The organism is Cellulosimicrobium sp. E-16, from assembly GCF_049913115.1.
Lineage (GTDB): Bacteria > Actinomycetota > Actinomycetes > Actinomycetales > Cellulomonadaceae > Cellulosimicrobium.
This window is the reverse complement of the sequence record NZ_CP183974.1, coordinates 1,758,734-1,772,047: the sequence shown is the minus strand read 5'-3', so window position 1 is coordinate 1,772,047 and position 13,314 is coordinate 1,758,734. Positions and strand designations below refer to the sequence as shown.

At 75.6% G+C, this 13,314-nt stretch carries 15 protein-coding genes and 1 tRNA gene; 12 read left to right on the top strand and 4 right to left on the bottom strand.

Annotated features, from left to right (window positions below; genetic code table 11):
- The first annotated feature begins 17 nt into the window (after positions 1 to 17).
- From ACN9MS_RS07785 to ACN9MS_RS07765, 5 genes are all read left to right on the top strand, one after another.
- Positions 18 to 701 carry a biotin transporter BioY gene (locus ACN9MS_RS07785; RefSeq protein WP_426311408.1) on the top strand — a complete coding sequence of 228 codons (684 nt, stop codon included), beginning with the start codon at positions 18 to 20 and terminating at the stop codon, positions 699 to 701.
- Positions 702 to 720: 19 nt separating this feature from the next.
- Complete coding sequence (locus tag ACN9MS_RS07780; RefSeq protein ID WP_426311407.1) at positions 721 to 2,205, top strand: class I adenylate-forming enzyme family protein; 1,485 nt, start codon at positions 721 to 723, stop codon at positions 2,203 to 2,205.
- Positions 2,202 to 3,398 (top strand): thiolase family protein, encoded by a 1,197-nt coding sequence (locus tag ACN9MS_RS07775; protein WP_426311406.1) that lies wholly within the window; start codon positions 2,202 to 2,204, stop codon positions 3,396 to 3,398. Before ACN9MS_RS07780 ends, ACN9MS_RS07775 begins: the two co-directional genes overlap by 4 nt.
- 77 nt (positions 3,399 to 3,475) lie before the next feature.
- On the top strand, positions 3,476 to 4,216 hold the full coding sequence (locus ACN9MS_RS07770) for an energy-coupling factor ABC transporter ATP-binding protein (RefSeq protein WP_426311405.1): 741 nt from the start codon (positions 3,476 to 3,478) through the stop codon (positions 4,214 to 4,216).
- Positions 4,213 to 4,812 carry an energy-coupling factor transporter transmembrane component T family protein gene (locus ACN9MS_RS07765; RefSeq protein WP_426311404.1) on the top strand — a complete coding sequence of 200 codons (600 nt, stop codon included), beginning with the start codon at positions 4,213 to 4,215 and terminating at the stop codon, positions 4,810 to 4,812. The genes ACN9MS_RS07770 and ACN9MS_RS07765 overlap by 4 nt, the downstream gene beginning before the upstream one ends.
- A 114-nt stretch (positions 4,813 to 4,926) precedes the next feature.
- On the opposite strand, the gene ACN9MS_RS07760 is transcribed toward ACN9MS_RS07765, so the two are convergent.
- Genes ACN9MS_RS07760 through ACN9MS_RS07750 form a run of 3 tightly spaced genes read right to left on the bottom strand, consistent with a single transcriptional unit; the run spans position 4,927 to position 7,726 of the window.
- Positions 4,927 to 6,261 (bottom strand): MFS transporter, encoded by a 1,335-nt coding sequence (locus ACN9MS_RS07760; RefSeq protein WP_426311403.1) that lies wholly within the window; start codon positions 6,259 to 6,261, stop codon positions 4,927 to 4,929.
- The gene (locus ACN9MS_RS07755; RefSeq protein ID WP_426311402.1) at positions 6,258 to 6,935 is read right to left on the bottom strand and encodes an ArsR/SmtB family transcription factor; all 678 of its coding nucleotides are present in this window, start codon (positions 6,933 to 6,935) and stop codon (positions 6,258 to 6,260) included. Before ACN9MS_RS07755 ends, ACN9MS_RS07760 begins: the two co-directional genes overlap by 4 nt.
- Before the next feature lie 44 nt (positions 6,936 to 6,979).
- On the bottom strand, positions 6,980 to 7,726 hold the full coding sequence (locus tag ACN9MS_RS07750; protein WP_426311401.1) for a phosphatase PAP2 family protein: 747 nt from the start codon (positions 7,724 to 7,726) through the stop codon (positions 6,980 to 6,982).
- Between the two features lie 208 nt (positions 7,727 to 7,934).
- Here ACN9MS_RS07750 and ACN9MS_RS07745 point away from each other — a divergent pair, with 208 nt between their 5' ends.
- From ACN9MS_RS07745 to ACN9MS_RS07735, 3 genes are all read left to right on the top strand, one after another.
- Complete coding sequence (locus ACN9MS_RS07745) at positions 7,935 to 8,084, top strand: hypothetical protein (RefSeq protein ID WP_426311400.1); 150 nt, start codon at positions 7,935 to 7,937, stop codon at positions 8,082 to 8,084.
- Positions 8,085 to 8,327: 243 nt separating this feature from the next.
- Positions 8,328 to 8,972, top strand: coding sequence for an oligoribonuclease (gene orn / locus ACN9MS_RS07740; RefSeq protein WP_426311861.1), 645 nt, complete (start codon positions 8,328 to 8,330; stop codon positions 8,970 to 8,972).
- Positions 8,973 to 9,048: 76 nt separating this feature from the next.
- Positions 9,049 to 9,124 (top strand) — tRNA-His (locus ACN9MS_RS07735).
- Between the two features lie 69 nt (positions 9,125 to 9,193).
- On the opposite strand, the gene ACN9MS_RS07730 is transcribed toward ACN9MS_RS07735, so the two are convergent.
- The gene (locus ACN9MS_RS07730) at positions 9,194 to 9,835 is read right to left on the bottom strand and encodes a LysE family translocator (protein WP_426311399.1); all 642 of its coding nucleotides are present in this window, start codon (positions 9,833 to 9,835) and stop codon (positions 9,194 to 9,196) included.
- 226 nt (positions 9,836 to 10,061) lie between these two features.
- Here ACN9MS_RS07730 and ACN9MS_RS07725 point away from each other — a divergent pair, with 226 nt between their 5' ends.
- The 4 genes from ACN9MS_RS07725 to ACN9MS_RS07710 all read left to right on the top strand — a co-directional run bounded on the left by ACN9MS_RS07725 (position 10,062) and on the right by ACN9MS_RS07710 (position 13,277).
- The gene (locus tag ACN9MS_RS07725; protein ID WP_426311398.1) at positions 10,062 to 10,895 is read left to right on the top strand and encodes an ABC transporter ATP-binding protein; all 834 of its coding nucleotides are present in this window, start codon (positions 10,062 to 10,064) and stop codon (positions 10,893 to 10,895) included.
- Positions 10,892 to 11,533, top strand: coding sequence for an ABC transporter permease (locus tag ACN9MS_RS07720; RefSeq protein WP_047233210.1), 642 nt, complete (start codon positions 10,892 to 10,894; stop codon positions 11,531 to 11,533). Before ACN9MS_RS07725 ends, ACN9MS_RS07720 begins: the two co-directional genes overlap by 4 nt.
- A complete protein-coding gene (locus tag ACN9MS_RS07715) occupies positions 11,530 to 12,264 on the top strand; it encodes an ABC transporter permease (protein ID WP_426311397.1) in 735 nt (244 codons plus the stop codon). Before ACN9MS_RS07720 ends, ACN9MS_RS07715 begins: the two co-directional genes overlap by 4 nt.
- Positions 12,265 to 12,356: 92 nt before the next feature.
- The gene (locus ACN9MS_RS07710) at positions 12,357 to 13,277 is read left to right on the top strand and encodes an ABC transporter substrate-binding protein (RefSeq protein WP_426311396.1); all 921 of its coding nucleotides are present in this window, start codon (positions 12,357 to 12,359) and stop codon (positions 13,275 to 13,277) included.
- The last annotated feature ends 37 nt before the right edge of the window (positions 13,278 to 13,314 follow it).

The following is a 13,314-nucleotide window of genomic DNA, read 5'->3' as shown; positions in this document are numbered from 1 at the left end:
CGACCGAGGAGCCGCACGTGACCGACGCCCCGCACGACACCGTGACCGAGAGCCCGACGCTCGTCCGTGCCTCGGCCGCCGCCGGGGACCCCGCCCGCCGCGGCCGGTTCGCGCTCGACGCGGGCGACGCCGCGCGCGTCGCGACGTTCGCGGCGCTGATCGCGGCGCTCGGCATGCCCGGGTCGCTCGCCCTGTTCGGGAACGCCGTCCCCCTTACCCTCCAGACGCTCGGCGTCATGCTCGCCGGCACGATCCTCGGTGCGTGGCGCGGCGCGCTCGCCGTCGCGACGTTCCTCGCGCTCGCGGCGGCCGGGCTCCCGGTCCTCGCGGGCGGGCGCGGCGGCCTCGGGGCGTTCGTCGGTCCGTCCGCCGGCTACCTGGTCGGGTTCCTCGCCGGGGCGATGGTCGTCGGCATCCTCGTCGACCGGCTGCGCCGGGTGACGGTCGTCGGCGTGCTCGTCGCGTGCCTCGTCGGCGGGGTCGCGGTGGTCTACGCGTTCGGCGTGCCGGTCCAGTCGATCGTCACGGGGGTGCCGCTCACGACCACCGCGCAGCTCTCCCTCGCGTTCGTGCCCGGTGACGTCCTCAAGGCGCTGGCCGCCGCGGCGATCACCGTCGGCGTCGTGCGGGCCTACCCGGCCGCGCGGCGGTCGGGCCGCTCCGCGGGCCGTCGCGCGGCCGCCGACCGCGCCTCCTCCTGACACCTGCGAGAGTGTCCGCGTGCCCGTCGCCCACCAGGTCCTGACGCACGCCGCCGACCCGGCGGTGCGCGACCGTCCCGCCCTGCGCACCCCCGAGCGGTCGCGCACCTACGCCGCGCTCGCCGCGGACGTGCGCGCGGGCGCGACGTACCTCACCGCGACGGGCACGCGTCCCGGCGACGTCGTCGCCGTGTCCCTGCCCGACCCGCTGGACCTGCTGACGGCGGTCCTCGCCGCCGACCACGCCGGCGCGACGCCGCTGGTGTGCGACGCGGCGTGGCCGCGCGCGCACCGCGCGGAGGTCCTGCGCACGCTGGCCCCCCGCACGTTCGTCGAGGTGCCGCTGCCCCGCGGGACCGGCGCCGTCCCCGACCTCGTGCCGGGGCTCGCCCCGCAGGGGGGCGCGAGCCCCGGCGCGGGCCACGCGCCCGCCCCGGACGACCTCGCGTGGGCGGGGTTCTCGTCGGGCAGCACCGGCCGGCCGCGCGCGGTCGTGCGCACCCGCGCGTCGTGGGCGGGGTCGTTCGACGACGTCACGCGGCTCCTCCGCCTCCGCCCTACGGACACCGTGCTCGTCCCGGGGCCCCTCGCGTCGTCCCTCTCCTGCTTCGCCGCCGTGCACACGCTCGCCGTCGGGGCGTGCGCGTACCTCACGCGCACCCCGGCGGCCACGACCTCCGCGCTCGCGAGCAGCGACGTCGTGCACCTCGTGCCGCAGGTCCTCGACGACGTGCTCGACGCCGTCGCGGCGGGAGCGCCGTCGCGGCTGCGGCACGCGGTCGTCGGCGGCGCGTCCCTCCCCCCGGGGGCGCGGTCGCGCGCGGCGACTCTCGGCATCGACGTGCTCGCGTACTACGGCGCGGTCGAGCTGTCGTTCGTCGCGTACGACCCAGACGGGTCGGGGCTGCGCGCGTTCCCGGGCGTCGAGCTGGCCGTACGGCCGCTGCCCGCGGCGAGCGTCGGCGAGGTCTGGGTCCGCTCGCCCTGGGTCTCGCGGGGATACCTCGCGCGCGCCACCGGCCCGCTGCGCCGCGACGGCGCGTGGAGCACCGTCGGCGACCTCGCCGACCCCCTGCCCGAGCCCGCGACGGGCGCCGCGCCCGCGTCGGCGCCGGCGCCCGTCGGGGCGGCCCGTGCCGGGCTCGTGCTGCGCGGCCGCGGGGACGGGGCGATCCTCACCGGAGGGTCGACCGTCGTGCCCGAGGACGTCGAGGTCGTGCTGCGCGCCGTGCCGGGCGTCCGGGACGTCGTCGTCCTCGGGACCGCGCACCGCCGCCTCGGCGCGGTCGTGAGCGCGGTCGTGGAGTGCGACGACCGGCCGGGGCTGCGCGCCCACCTGGAGCGCGTCGCGCGTGCGGCGCTCGCCCCGGCGCAGCGGCCGCGGCGCTGGTACGGCACGCGCGCCCTCCCCCGGACCCCGTCGGGCAAGCCCGCGCGCGGGGCCGTGAGCGAGGCCCTGCGCGGGACCGACCCCGCGCGGTCGGGCCTGGAGCCGCTGCGATGAGCCCGGACCGAGGTGCGCCGGACGACGCGCCCGTCGTGGTCGCGGCGCGCCGTACGTGGGTCGGGACGGCCGGGCACGGGCACCGGTCGCTGTCCGAGGTCGACCTCGCGGCCGCGGCTCTCGGCGCGACGCACGGCGACGCGCGCGCGCTGGGGGTCGAGGACGACGTCGCGGACGTCCTGCTGGGCTGCTGCACCGGGCCGGGCGGGAACGTCGCCCGCGTCGCGGCGCTCGCCGCGGGCCTGGGCATCACCGTCCCCGGCCTCACCGTCGACCGCCAGTGTGCGTCCGGTCTCGCGGCGGTGCTCCTCGCCGCACAGCAGGTCCGCGCGGGCGAGGCCCGCCTGGTCCTCGCCGGCGGGACCGAGAGCGCGTCGCGCGCCCCCGCCCGCGCCCACCGCACGGCCTGGGGCGACGTGCCGTACGCGCGGGCCGCGTTCGCCCCGACGCCGTGGGCCGACCCCGGCATGGGCGCGGCCGCCGACGAGCTCGCGCGCCGCCGCGGCGTGACCCGCGAGCGCCAGGAAGCGTACGCGCTGCGCAGCCACGCGCGCGCCCTCACGGCGCAGGCCGCCGGGCGGTTCGCGGCCGAGACCGTCCGGGTCGGCGCGCCCGGGAGGTCGCTCGTGCGCGACGAGCGCGCGCGGCGCCTCGACGCCGCGGTGCTCGCCCGGTTGTCCCCCGCGTTCACGTCCGACGGCACCGTCACCGCCGCCACCGCGAGCCCGGTGAGCGACGGCGCGGCGACCGTCGCGGTCGTGCCGGAGCGCGTCCGGCGCGGCCTCGGCGCCCCCGGCCTGCGCCTTCTCGCGTCGGCGACGGTCGGCTGCGACCCCGCGCTGCCCGGGTGGGGCCCGGTCCCCGCCGTGCGCGCCGCGCTGGACCGCGCGGGCGCGCGGCTCGACGACGTCGCGGCGGTCGAGGTCGTCGAGGCGTTCGCCGCGCAGGTCCTCGCGGTGACGGACGCGCTCGGCCTCGACCCGCTCGGCGACCCCGACGACGACGCACGGGTCTGCGCCGACGGCGGCGCGCTCGCGCTCGGGCACCCGTGGGGCGCGAGCGGCGCCGTGTCGGTCGTGCGGCTGTTCTCCCGGCTCGTGCGCGCGGGCGCACCGGCCGGGACGCTCGGCCTCGCGACGGCCGCGGTCGGCGGCGGGCTGGGCGTCGCGGCCGTGCTGGAGGTCGTCCGGTGATCGCGAGAGCCCGGGCCCGGCAGCGGCGACGAGACACCGTCGGGGGCGGCCCGACCGCCCCGGTGGAGACGCCCGGCGTGACCCCTGGGACCGGCGCGTCGGGCACGCCCGACCCGGAGGCGCCCGGGCCCGGCTGCACGGTCCGGCTCGAGGACGTGCACGTCCGCCTCGGCGACCGGGACGTGCTCCGCGGGATCGACCTCGAGCTGCGCGAGCGGCGCGTGGGAATCGTCGGGGCCAACGGCTCGGGCAAGAGCACGCTCGCGCGCCTGCTCAACGGGCTCGTCGTACCGACGGCGGGCCGCGTCCTGGTCGACGGGCTCGACACCCGCCGCGGTGGCGCAGCGGTCCGCCGGCGCGTCGGGTTCGTGTTCACCGACCCGGACGCCCAGATCGTCATGCCGACCGTCGCGGAGGACGTCGCCTACTCGCTGCGGCGCCACGCTCCGGCCGAGCGCGACGCGCTCGTGCGGGCTGCCCTGGCCGCGCGCGGCCTGGCGGACCACGCGGACCATCCCGCCCACCTCCTCTCGGGCGGGCAGAAGCAGCTCCTCGCGCTCACGTCCGTGCTCGCCGCCGGGCCTCGGCTCGTTGTCGCCGACGAGCCCACGACGCTCCTCGACCTGCGCAACACGCGTCGGTTCGCCGCCGAGCTCGCGGCGCTCCCCCAGCAGGTCGTGCTCGTCTCGCACGACCTGACGCTCATGGACGCGATGGACCGGGTGCTCGTCGTCGACGGCGGGCGGGTCGTCGCGGACGACGAGCCGGGGCCCGCGGTCGCGCACTACCTGCGCCTCGTCGACGCGGCGGCGCCGTGACCCCGGGGACGTACCGGCCGGGGCGGTCGGCGCTGCACCGGGCTCCGGCCGGGACCAAGCTCGTGGGTCTCGCCGTGGCCTCGGCCGTCGTGCTCCTCGTGTCGTCGCCGGCGGGGGTCGGCGCCGTGGTCCTCGCCGTCGGTGCGCTCTACGCGGTCGCGGGCGTGGGTCCGGGGGCGGCCTGGGACCAGGTCCGGCCCCTGCGTCTGGTGGTGCCCGTGCTCCTCGCCGTCCAGTGGCTCGCCCTGGGCCCGGTGCCCGCGGTCGTGCTCACGACCCGGCTCGTCGCGCTCGTCGCGCTCGCGGGGCTCGTGCTGCTCACGACCCGGACGTCCGCCGTCCTCGCCGCGATCGAGCGTGGGCTGCGGCCGCTGCGCCGCCTCGGCGTCGACGTCGACCGCACGGCCCTGGTCCTGGCGCTCGCCGTGCGCAGCGTCCCCGTCGTCGCCGCCCTGGCCCAGCGCGTGCGCGACGCCTGCCGGGCCCGGGGCCGCGAGCGCGACGTCCGCGCCTACGCGGTCCCGCTCGTCGTCGGCGCCCTGCGCCAGGCCGACGCGCTCGGAGACGCGCTGCGCGCCCGCGGCCTCGACGACTGACGTCCCGTCCCGCCGGCGTGCCGAGCGAGAGCCGTGGTCTCGCGAGGGAGAGCCGTGGTCAGGACCAGACCTCTACCTCGCCGTACCAGCGTCTACCTCGCGGAGAGGACGCTCTCATCGGGCCGCGGGCTCGCCGGTGGCGCGATGGCCCCGGAGGGAGACGACCGCGGCGACGAGGATGCCGACCACGGTCACGACGAGCAGGGCGCGGTAGTCGACGGCGCCCACGAGGGCCGCGCCGACCACGGTCAGCACGAGCTGCGGGACGTTGACGAGCAGCAGGCTCGCCGCGGCGACGCGCCCCTGGAGCCCCGGAGGCGTGCGCAGCTGCCGCTCGGTGACGAAGCCGACGATCGACCACGTCGCGCCGAGGCCGACCGCACCCAGCCCGAGCACGATCGCCACGACGTTCGTCCCCGTCGCGGGGACGATGCCGAGCGCGAGCACGAGCAGCCCCAGGGCGACGAGCCGCTGCGCGCCCCACCGCGCGACGAGACGGGCCGCCGTCAGCCCCGCGACGATCGCGGTGAGGGCCTGGACGGAGGAGATCGGGCCCAGCAGCGCCGCGGGCAGGCCGAGCCCGTCCTCGACGATCGCGAGGCTGACCGCGTTCAGGAGTCCGACCCCCGCGAACGCGACGAGCATGGCGAGCGTGAGCACGCCGAGCGGTGCCGTGCGCACGAGGTGGCGGAAGCCCGCCGTCAGCTCGGCCAGGTACGGCTCGCGCTCGGCGGCGGGGGTCGGCGGCGTCTCGACGAGCCGGATGCGGCCGATCACGGTGCCCGCGACCGCGAACGCGACCGAGGCCGCGACCACGAGCGGCCATGCGCCCGCGAGCGCGTACGCGCCCGCGCCGACGACCGGCATGAGGAGGCGGAAGACCTGGTCGATGGTCGTGAGCCGACCGTTCGCGGGGGCGATCGCCTCGTCCGGGAGCATGTCGCGCACGAGGCCCGCCTGGGCCGCCGCGGTCGCGAACCCGACGCCCGAGTAGACGACCGTCACCACGAAGACGAGCCAGACCTGCTCGGGCCCGCGGACCGCGAGGAGGGCGAGCAGGCTCACCGCGCCGACGAGGTACGTGACGACGAGCATCCGCCGGCGCGACACCCGGTCGGCGAGCTGGCCGAGGAGCGGCGACGCGAGCGCCGGCAGGCCGAGCGCCGCGAACACGAGCCCGGCCGCGCCGTTGGAGCCGGTGAGGTCCTTCACCCACACCGCGAGGATGATCGCGAGGACCGAGTCGGCGAAGTTCGTGAACCCCCACGCGACCGACAGGAGGCGGAAGGGGCGGGAGCGCAGCGCGGCGCGGGGGTCCCGGACGCTGTCGGGAGCACCGGTTGGAGCAGCGGTGGGAACGGCCGCGGCGACGGTCTCCGACGCCGCCGCGGGAAGGTCCTCGGGCGCGGTCCGTGCGGCGACGGTCGTCGGCTCGGGGGGCGTGCTCATCGCGGGGCCTCCGGGAGGTCGGCGTTGACGATGGAGAAGAGGCGCGCGCGACGTGCCCCCGCGGGACGGAGCGACGGGTCGTCCCAGCGCCCCCGGAAGCGGTCCGTGAGCGCCTCGACCTCGCGGGCGAGCGCGTCGAGCTCCTCGCGCGTCGCGTAGAAGGACGCGCCGGTCATCGTCGAGGCGAGGAGCCACTGCGGGTCGTCGGCGGCGGACCCGGCGATCCACGACCGGACGCGCGCCGTCTCCTGGTCCAGCAGGAGGGTCGCCACCGCGCCCGCGGCGTGCAGGGACTCCGGGACGTCGGGGTCGAACTTCGTCTGGCGGCCACGCCCGACGGAGCGCCACGGCCGCTCCTTGCCGCGCCGCTCCGCGGGCTCGACGTACCCGTACTTGGCGAGCATCCGCAGGTGGAAGGAACAGCTCGCCACGGACTCGCCCGTCGCCTCGGCGCACCGCGTCGCGGTGACCTCGCCCTCGTCGTCGAGCAGCGCGAGGATCCGCAGGCGCAGCGGGTGGGCGAGCGCCCGGATGGTCGCCGGGTCGGTCGCGACGACCTGCCCGGGCTCGGGCCTCGGGCCGCGCGGGAGTCGTTCCGACGACGCCGAGCCGGGGCCGGTCGGGACGGCCGGGACGTCCGGCGGGCTGGCGTGCGGGTCGGCTGGCGCGCTCATGCCGACCACGCTAGTTCAGGAAAGAGTTCTTGCGCAAGAGTTCTTTAGCGAGAATCGCCCGTCGCTCCGGGAGCCGCACGACGCGCGACCACGAGGTCGTGGACGCGGCTCACCGCGACCACGACGCCGAGCACCGCCACGGCGAGCGACAGCCCCGCCAGGACGTCGGTGAGGAAGTGGTACCCGAGGTAGAGCCTGCTCAGCGCGACGGTGCCGATCACGAGCACGGAGGCCGCCGCCCAGACCGCGAGGACCCGCGCGTCGTGATGGCGGTGCCACACGAGGTAGCCGCCCACCAGGACGAGCGTCGCCGCCCCGATCGTGTGCCCGGACGGGAAGGAGAACGACCGCTCCACCCCGGCGACGACCATCGAGACGTCGGGCGGCCGCGGCCGGGCGACCACCGCCTTGAGCACCGTCGAGACCAGCGTCGCGAGCACCATGGCCCCCGCGAGCAGCCCGGGTTCCCACCACGTCCCCGTGCGCCGCGCCCACACCACGCACCCCACCGCGACGAGGACGGGGAGCACGAACGGGCCGAACACGGTCGTGACCACGGTGAGGACGCCCGTCGCGACCGGGGTGCGGTGCGCGACCATCCACGCGAGCAGCGGGTCGTCGAGCCGCCACAGGTCCTCCTGGTCGCGGACCGCGTCGAGGAGGAGGGCGAACCCCGCGACCCCGGCGAGCACCAGGAGCACGCCCGGCCACACGCTCGCGAGGACCTCGCGCGCGGACGCGCCGCGCCGTTCGCCCGTCGTGCCGCCTGCCTGCCCGTCCCCCGCGCTCATCCCCGGAGGCTACGCACGGCGAGCCGACGGCGCAGCGCGGCCGACCGTCATTCGTGCACCGGCACCCGACGCTCGTGGCGAAAAAGGGATGCACCGCCCACGACGACCGTGGTCGTATGTACCCACACCGCGGTGACGTCCGTCCGGTCCGTACCGGGCGGTGGAGGGTCCGGCCAGACCCACGAACCCAGCGTCACGAGAGCAGACCATGCATCCCTTGATCACGTACGACGTGGCGGCCCTCAGCCGTCGCGAGCAGCTGCAGGAGCAGACCCTGCGCCGGTCGCAGCTGCGCCGCACCACGACCCGCGTCCCGGCGAACACCCGGCAGGCCCGCCTGCCGCGCGGTACCGCATGACGCGCACCGACCGCTCGCCGGGCCGGGGACCCTCCCCGACAGGCGGCGGCACACCTCGCCGAAGGCCCCGACCGTCCGGACCCCCGTGGACCGGACAGCCGGGGCCTTCGTCGTGCGCCCCCTCCCCGCGCGCCGCCGTGCTCCGCGTCACGGGCACGCCGAGCCGTCGCGCGCACCACGGTTAGGCTGTGGGCCGTGAGTCCTGTGAACGCGAACGAACGCATCGTCTGGATCGACTGCGAGATGACCGGGCTGGACCTGGGCGCCGACGCCCTCGTCGAGGTCGCCGCCGTGGTCACCGACTCCGAGCTCAACGTGCTCGGCGACGGGGTCGACGTCCTCGTCCGTCCCCCGGCCGAGGCGCTCGAGCAGATGGGCGACTTCGTCCGCCAGATGCACACGACCTCCGGGCTGCTCGACGAGCTCGACGAGGGCCTGACGCTCGCCGAGGCCGAGCAGCGCGTCCTCGACTACGTCCGCACGTGGGTCCCCGAGCCGGGCAAGGCCCCGCTGGCCGGCAACTCCGTCGGCACCGACAAGGGCTTCCTCGACCGCGACATGCCCGCGCTCATGAGCCACCTGCACTACCGGATCATCGACGTGTCGTCCGTCAAGGAGCTCTCGCGCCGCTGGTACCCGCGCGCCTACTTCTCGTCGCCGGAGAAGCACGGCGGCCACCGCGCGCTCGCGGACATCCTCGAGAGCATCGACGAGCTGCGCTACTACCGCGCCGCGGTGTTCGTGCCCCAGCCCGGCCCCGACTCTGCGACGGCGCGCAAGGTCGCCGAGCAGGTCGTGGCGACGAGCGTCACGCGCGGCCGGACCCGACCGGCCGACGACGACGCCGAGACCTCCGTGGCCACCGTCACAGGGTCCGCCGACTCCTGACCTCGAAAAGCGGTCCGGGAGCCCCTCGGGGACCAGGTACACTTTTCGACGGCCGGTGCTTCACGCGCCGGTCTTGGTGGGTATAGCTCAGCTGGTAGAGCACCTGGTTGTGGTCCAGGGGGTCGCGGGTTCAAGTCCCGTTACTCACCCCAGACGGCGAGGGCCGGTCTCCGAGACGGAGACCGGCCCTCGCCGCGTCTCCCCGGCGCTCGACGTCCGTGTCAGGCGGACCGGTGCGAGGCGACGGCGAGGACGCCGCCCAGGCCGACCATCATGCCGCCGCCCGTCGCGCGGACCGCGCTCAGGCGCCCGGGCGAGGACGCGAACCACGACCGTGCGGCGCCCGCGGCCAGCGCCCACGCGCTGTCGCACACGAACGCGATCACCGCGAAGACCAGCCCGAGCACCATCATCTGTGCGGGCACGCGCCCGGCGTGGAAGTCCGTGAACTGCGGCAGGACCGCGACGAAGAACACGATGGTCTTCGGGTTCGTCACGCCGACGACGTAGCCCTGCCGCACGACCCGCCACCACGGCTCGCGCACGGGCGCGACCGCGACCGCGACGGTCCCCTCCCGCCGGTGCCGAACCGCCTGGACGCCGAGGTAGACGAGGTAGGCCGCACCGACCAGCTTCACGACCGTGAACACCGCGACGGACGTCGCGACGACGGTCCCGACCCCGAGCGCCACGGCGGCGACGAGAGTCAGCGCCCCGAGCTCGTTGCCGAGGACGCTCAGCACCCCGCCCCGGTGCCCGAGCGCGAGCGACCGGCCGACGACGAAGAGCACGCTCGGACCGGGGACCACGACGAGCACGAGCGAGGCGAGCGAGAAGGCGAGCAGGGAGTCGAGGTGCGGCACAGCGCCACGATAGGCCCCGACGTGACGAGCGTCACGGGAGAATCCCGCGCGGCCCGAGGTGGACCCACGGGACGTGCCACGACGCGAAGCCGACGTACCGGTGCGAGTGCGACGTGTCGGTGGTTCGTCGTACGGTCTGTGAGACGCGAGGCATTGCGCTTGACTGGCCGAACCGCGGTCGTGGTTGGGTGGAGGCCGTTCACCGACTGTCGGGAGGCAGCGCCCCATGATCGAGTTCCGATCGGTCACCAAGACGTACCCGGACGGCACGGCGGCGGTCGCGGACTTCGACCTGGTGATCCCGCCCCACCGCACGACGGTGCTCGTCGGGTCGTCCGGGAGCGGCAAGACGACGCTCCTGCGCATGATCAACCGCATGGTGGAGCCCACGTCGGGAACGATCGAGATCGACGGAGCCTCCATCCTCGACCGGGACCCCGTGAAGCTGCGCCGCAGCATCGGCTACGTGCTCCAGAACGGCGGGCTCCTCCCCCACCACAAGGTCGTCGACAACGTGACGACGGTCCTGCGCCTCGAGGGCACGCCGCGCCGGCAGGCGCGCGACCGCGCGCTCGAGCTGCTGGACACCGTCGGGCTCGACCGGGCGCTCGCGGACCGCTACCCGAGCCAGCTCTCGGGTGGCCAGCAGCAGCGCGTCGGCGTGGCGCGCGCGCTCGCCGCGGACCCGAACATCCTCCTCATGGACGAGCCGTTCGGGGCCGTCGACCCGATCGTGCGCGCCGAGCTCCAGACGGAGACGATCCGGCTCCAGCGCGAGCTGGAGAAGACGGTCGTCTTCGTCACGCACGACATCGACGAGGCCTTCCTGCTCGGCGACCAGGTCGTCATCCTCGAGAAGGGGGCGCAGGTGGCCCAGATCGGGTCGCCCAGCGAGATCATCGAGAACCCTGCGAGCGAGTTCGTCGCGAGCTTCATCGGGGCGGAGCGCGGCGCCCGGGCGCTGCACACGAAGCGCACGGCCCACGGGACCGTGCTCGTGGACGGCACCGGCCGCACGCAGGGCGTCCTGGTCGACGACCACGCCGAGGGTGGCGCATGACCTGGGTCCTGGACAACCTCGACCTCATCGGCCGCCTCACGGTCGAGCACCTGAGCCAGTGCGTGCTGCCCATCGTGCTCGGGTTCCTCGTCTCGATCCCGCTGGGCTGGCTCGCCTTCCGGTTCCGCCTCACGCGGGGCCTCGTGCTCACCCTCGTCGGGCTGCTCTACACGATCCCGTCGCTCGCGCTGTTCGCGCTGCTCCCGCCGCTCCTCGGCATCAGCTTCCTGTCCGAGCTCAACCTGGTCGTCGCGCTGACGATCTACGCCGTGGCGATCATGACCCGGTTCGTCGCGGACGCCCTGGCCTCGGTCGACCCGACGGTGCGGCAGGCGGCCCTCGCGGTCGGCTACGGGCCGTGGCGACGCTTCTGGCAGGTCGACCTCCCGCTCGCGGGCCCGGTCGTGCTCGCCGGGCTGCGCGTCACGGCGGTGTCGACCATCTCGCTCGCGACGGTCGGCATCCTCATCGGGATCGACAACCTCGGGTACCTCTTCACCAACGGCTACCAGCGGCAGATCGTCGCCGAGATCCTCTCGGGCGTCGTCGCGGTCGTCGTCATCGCCCTCCTCGTCGACCTGCTGCTCGTGCTCGCCGGGCGAGCGGTCATGCCCTGGTCCCGGAAGGTGCGCGCATGAACCTCTTCTCCGACGCGGTCGCCTGGATCTTCTCGCCCGCCCGGCTGACCGGCGCGCTCCCCCTCCCTGAGGCGATCTGGACCCACCTGGCGTTCACTTTCGTCTCCGTGCTCATCGCCGCGGCGATCGCGATCCCGGCGGGCTGGGCCATCGGCCACACCGGACGCGGGCGGGAGTTCGCGGTCGCCCTCTCGGGCGCGGCCCGTGCTGTCCCGTCCTTCGGGCTCGTCCTCCTCCTCGTCCTCGTCCTCGGCGTGACCCACAAGATCGCGGCGTCCACGACGGCGTTCGTCCTGCTGGCGATCCCGCCCATCCTCGCCGGCGCCTACGCGGGCGTGGAGGCCGTCGAGCGGCGCGTCGTCGACGGGGCCCGGTCCGTCGGCATGACGGGGTGGCAGGTGTTGTTCAGGGCCGAGGTGCCGCTCGGGCTCCCGCTGCTCATCGGCGGCCTGCGCTCCGCGACGCTCCAGGTCGTCGCGACGGTCACCCTCGCGGGGTACGTCGGCAACTGGGGCCTCGGCTTCTACATCGTGCAGGGCATCCAGATCCGCGACTTCTCCCAGATCCTCGGCGCCGCCCTCGTCATCGTCGTCCTGGCCGTCGTGCTCGACGCGCTGTTCGCGATCCTCCAGCGGGTCGTCGTGCCGCGGGGCGTGACCGCGGGCCGCTCCTCGGACGACGAACCTGCCCGGCGGCGCCGCCGCCGGGTCCCCGCACCGACCACCGCCTGACGCGCGGGCCCCGACCGCCGTACCGCCCACCGCCAGACCGACCTCTCCCACTCCCTCCCGGTCCCCGGGACGGCTCTCAGAAAGGCAGACACATGCGCACCACCCGACGCACCGCCGCCCTCGTCGCCGCCGCGGCGACCGCCGTCCTCACGCTCACCGCCTGCGGCGGCGGGTCCGACCCGCTCGACGCCGACACCGGGACCTCCGACGGCGGGAGCGCGGCGTCCGACACCATCGTCGTCGGCTCCCAGGCGTACTACTCGAACGAGATCATCGCCGAGATCTACGCCCAGGCCCTGGAGGCCGAGGGCTTCACGGTCGAGCGGAACTTCTCGATCGGCCAGCGCGACGCCTACATGCCGGCGCTCGAGAGCGGCGAGGTCCAGCTCTTCCCCGAGTACACGGGCAACCTGCTGCAGTTCTTCGACCCGGAGACCACGGCGACGTCTCCCGACGACGTGTACGCCGCGCTCCAGGAGGCGCTGCCCGACGGGCTCACCGTCCTCGACCAGTCGAGCGCGACCGACCAGGACTCGTACAACGTGACCGAGGCGTTCGCCACGGAGCACGACCTCACGAGCATCGCCGACCTCGCGGGCCTCGACGTGCCGCTCACCCTCGGCGGGCCCGCGGAGCTCGAGCAGCGCCCCTACGGCCCGCAGGGTCTCAAGGACGTGTACGGCGTCGACGTGTCGTTCGTCGCCACGGGAGACACGACCGTCCAGGACCTCGTCGCCGGCACGGTGAACGTCGCGAACGTGTTCAGCGCCGACCCGCGCATCCAGACCGAGAAGCTCGTGACGCTCGAGGACCCGGAGAGCCTGTTCCTCGCCTCGAACGTCGTGCCGCTCGTCAACGCGGACATCGCCGACGAGATCGCGGACGTCATCAACCCCGTCAGCGCGGCGCTCACGCCCGAGGGCCTCGTCGCCCTGAACGTGGAGTCCACCGAGGACCAGCGCTCGCCCGAGGACATCGCGGCGGACTGGCTGTCGGAGAACGGCCTGGCCTGACGAGGATCGGTCGCTCAGGAGCGCGGCCCGGGGGCGA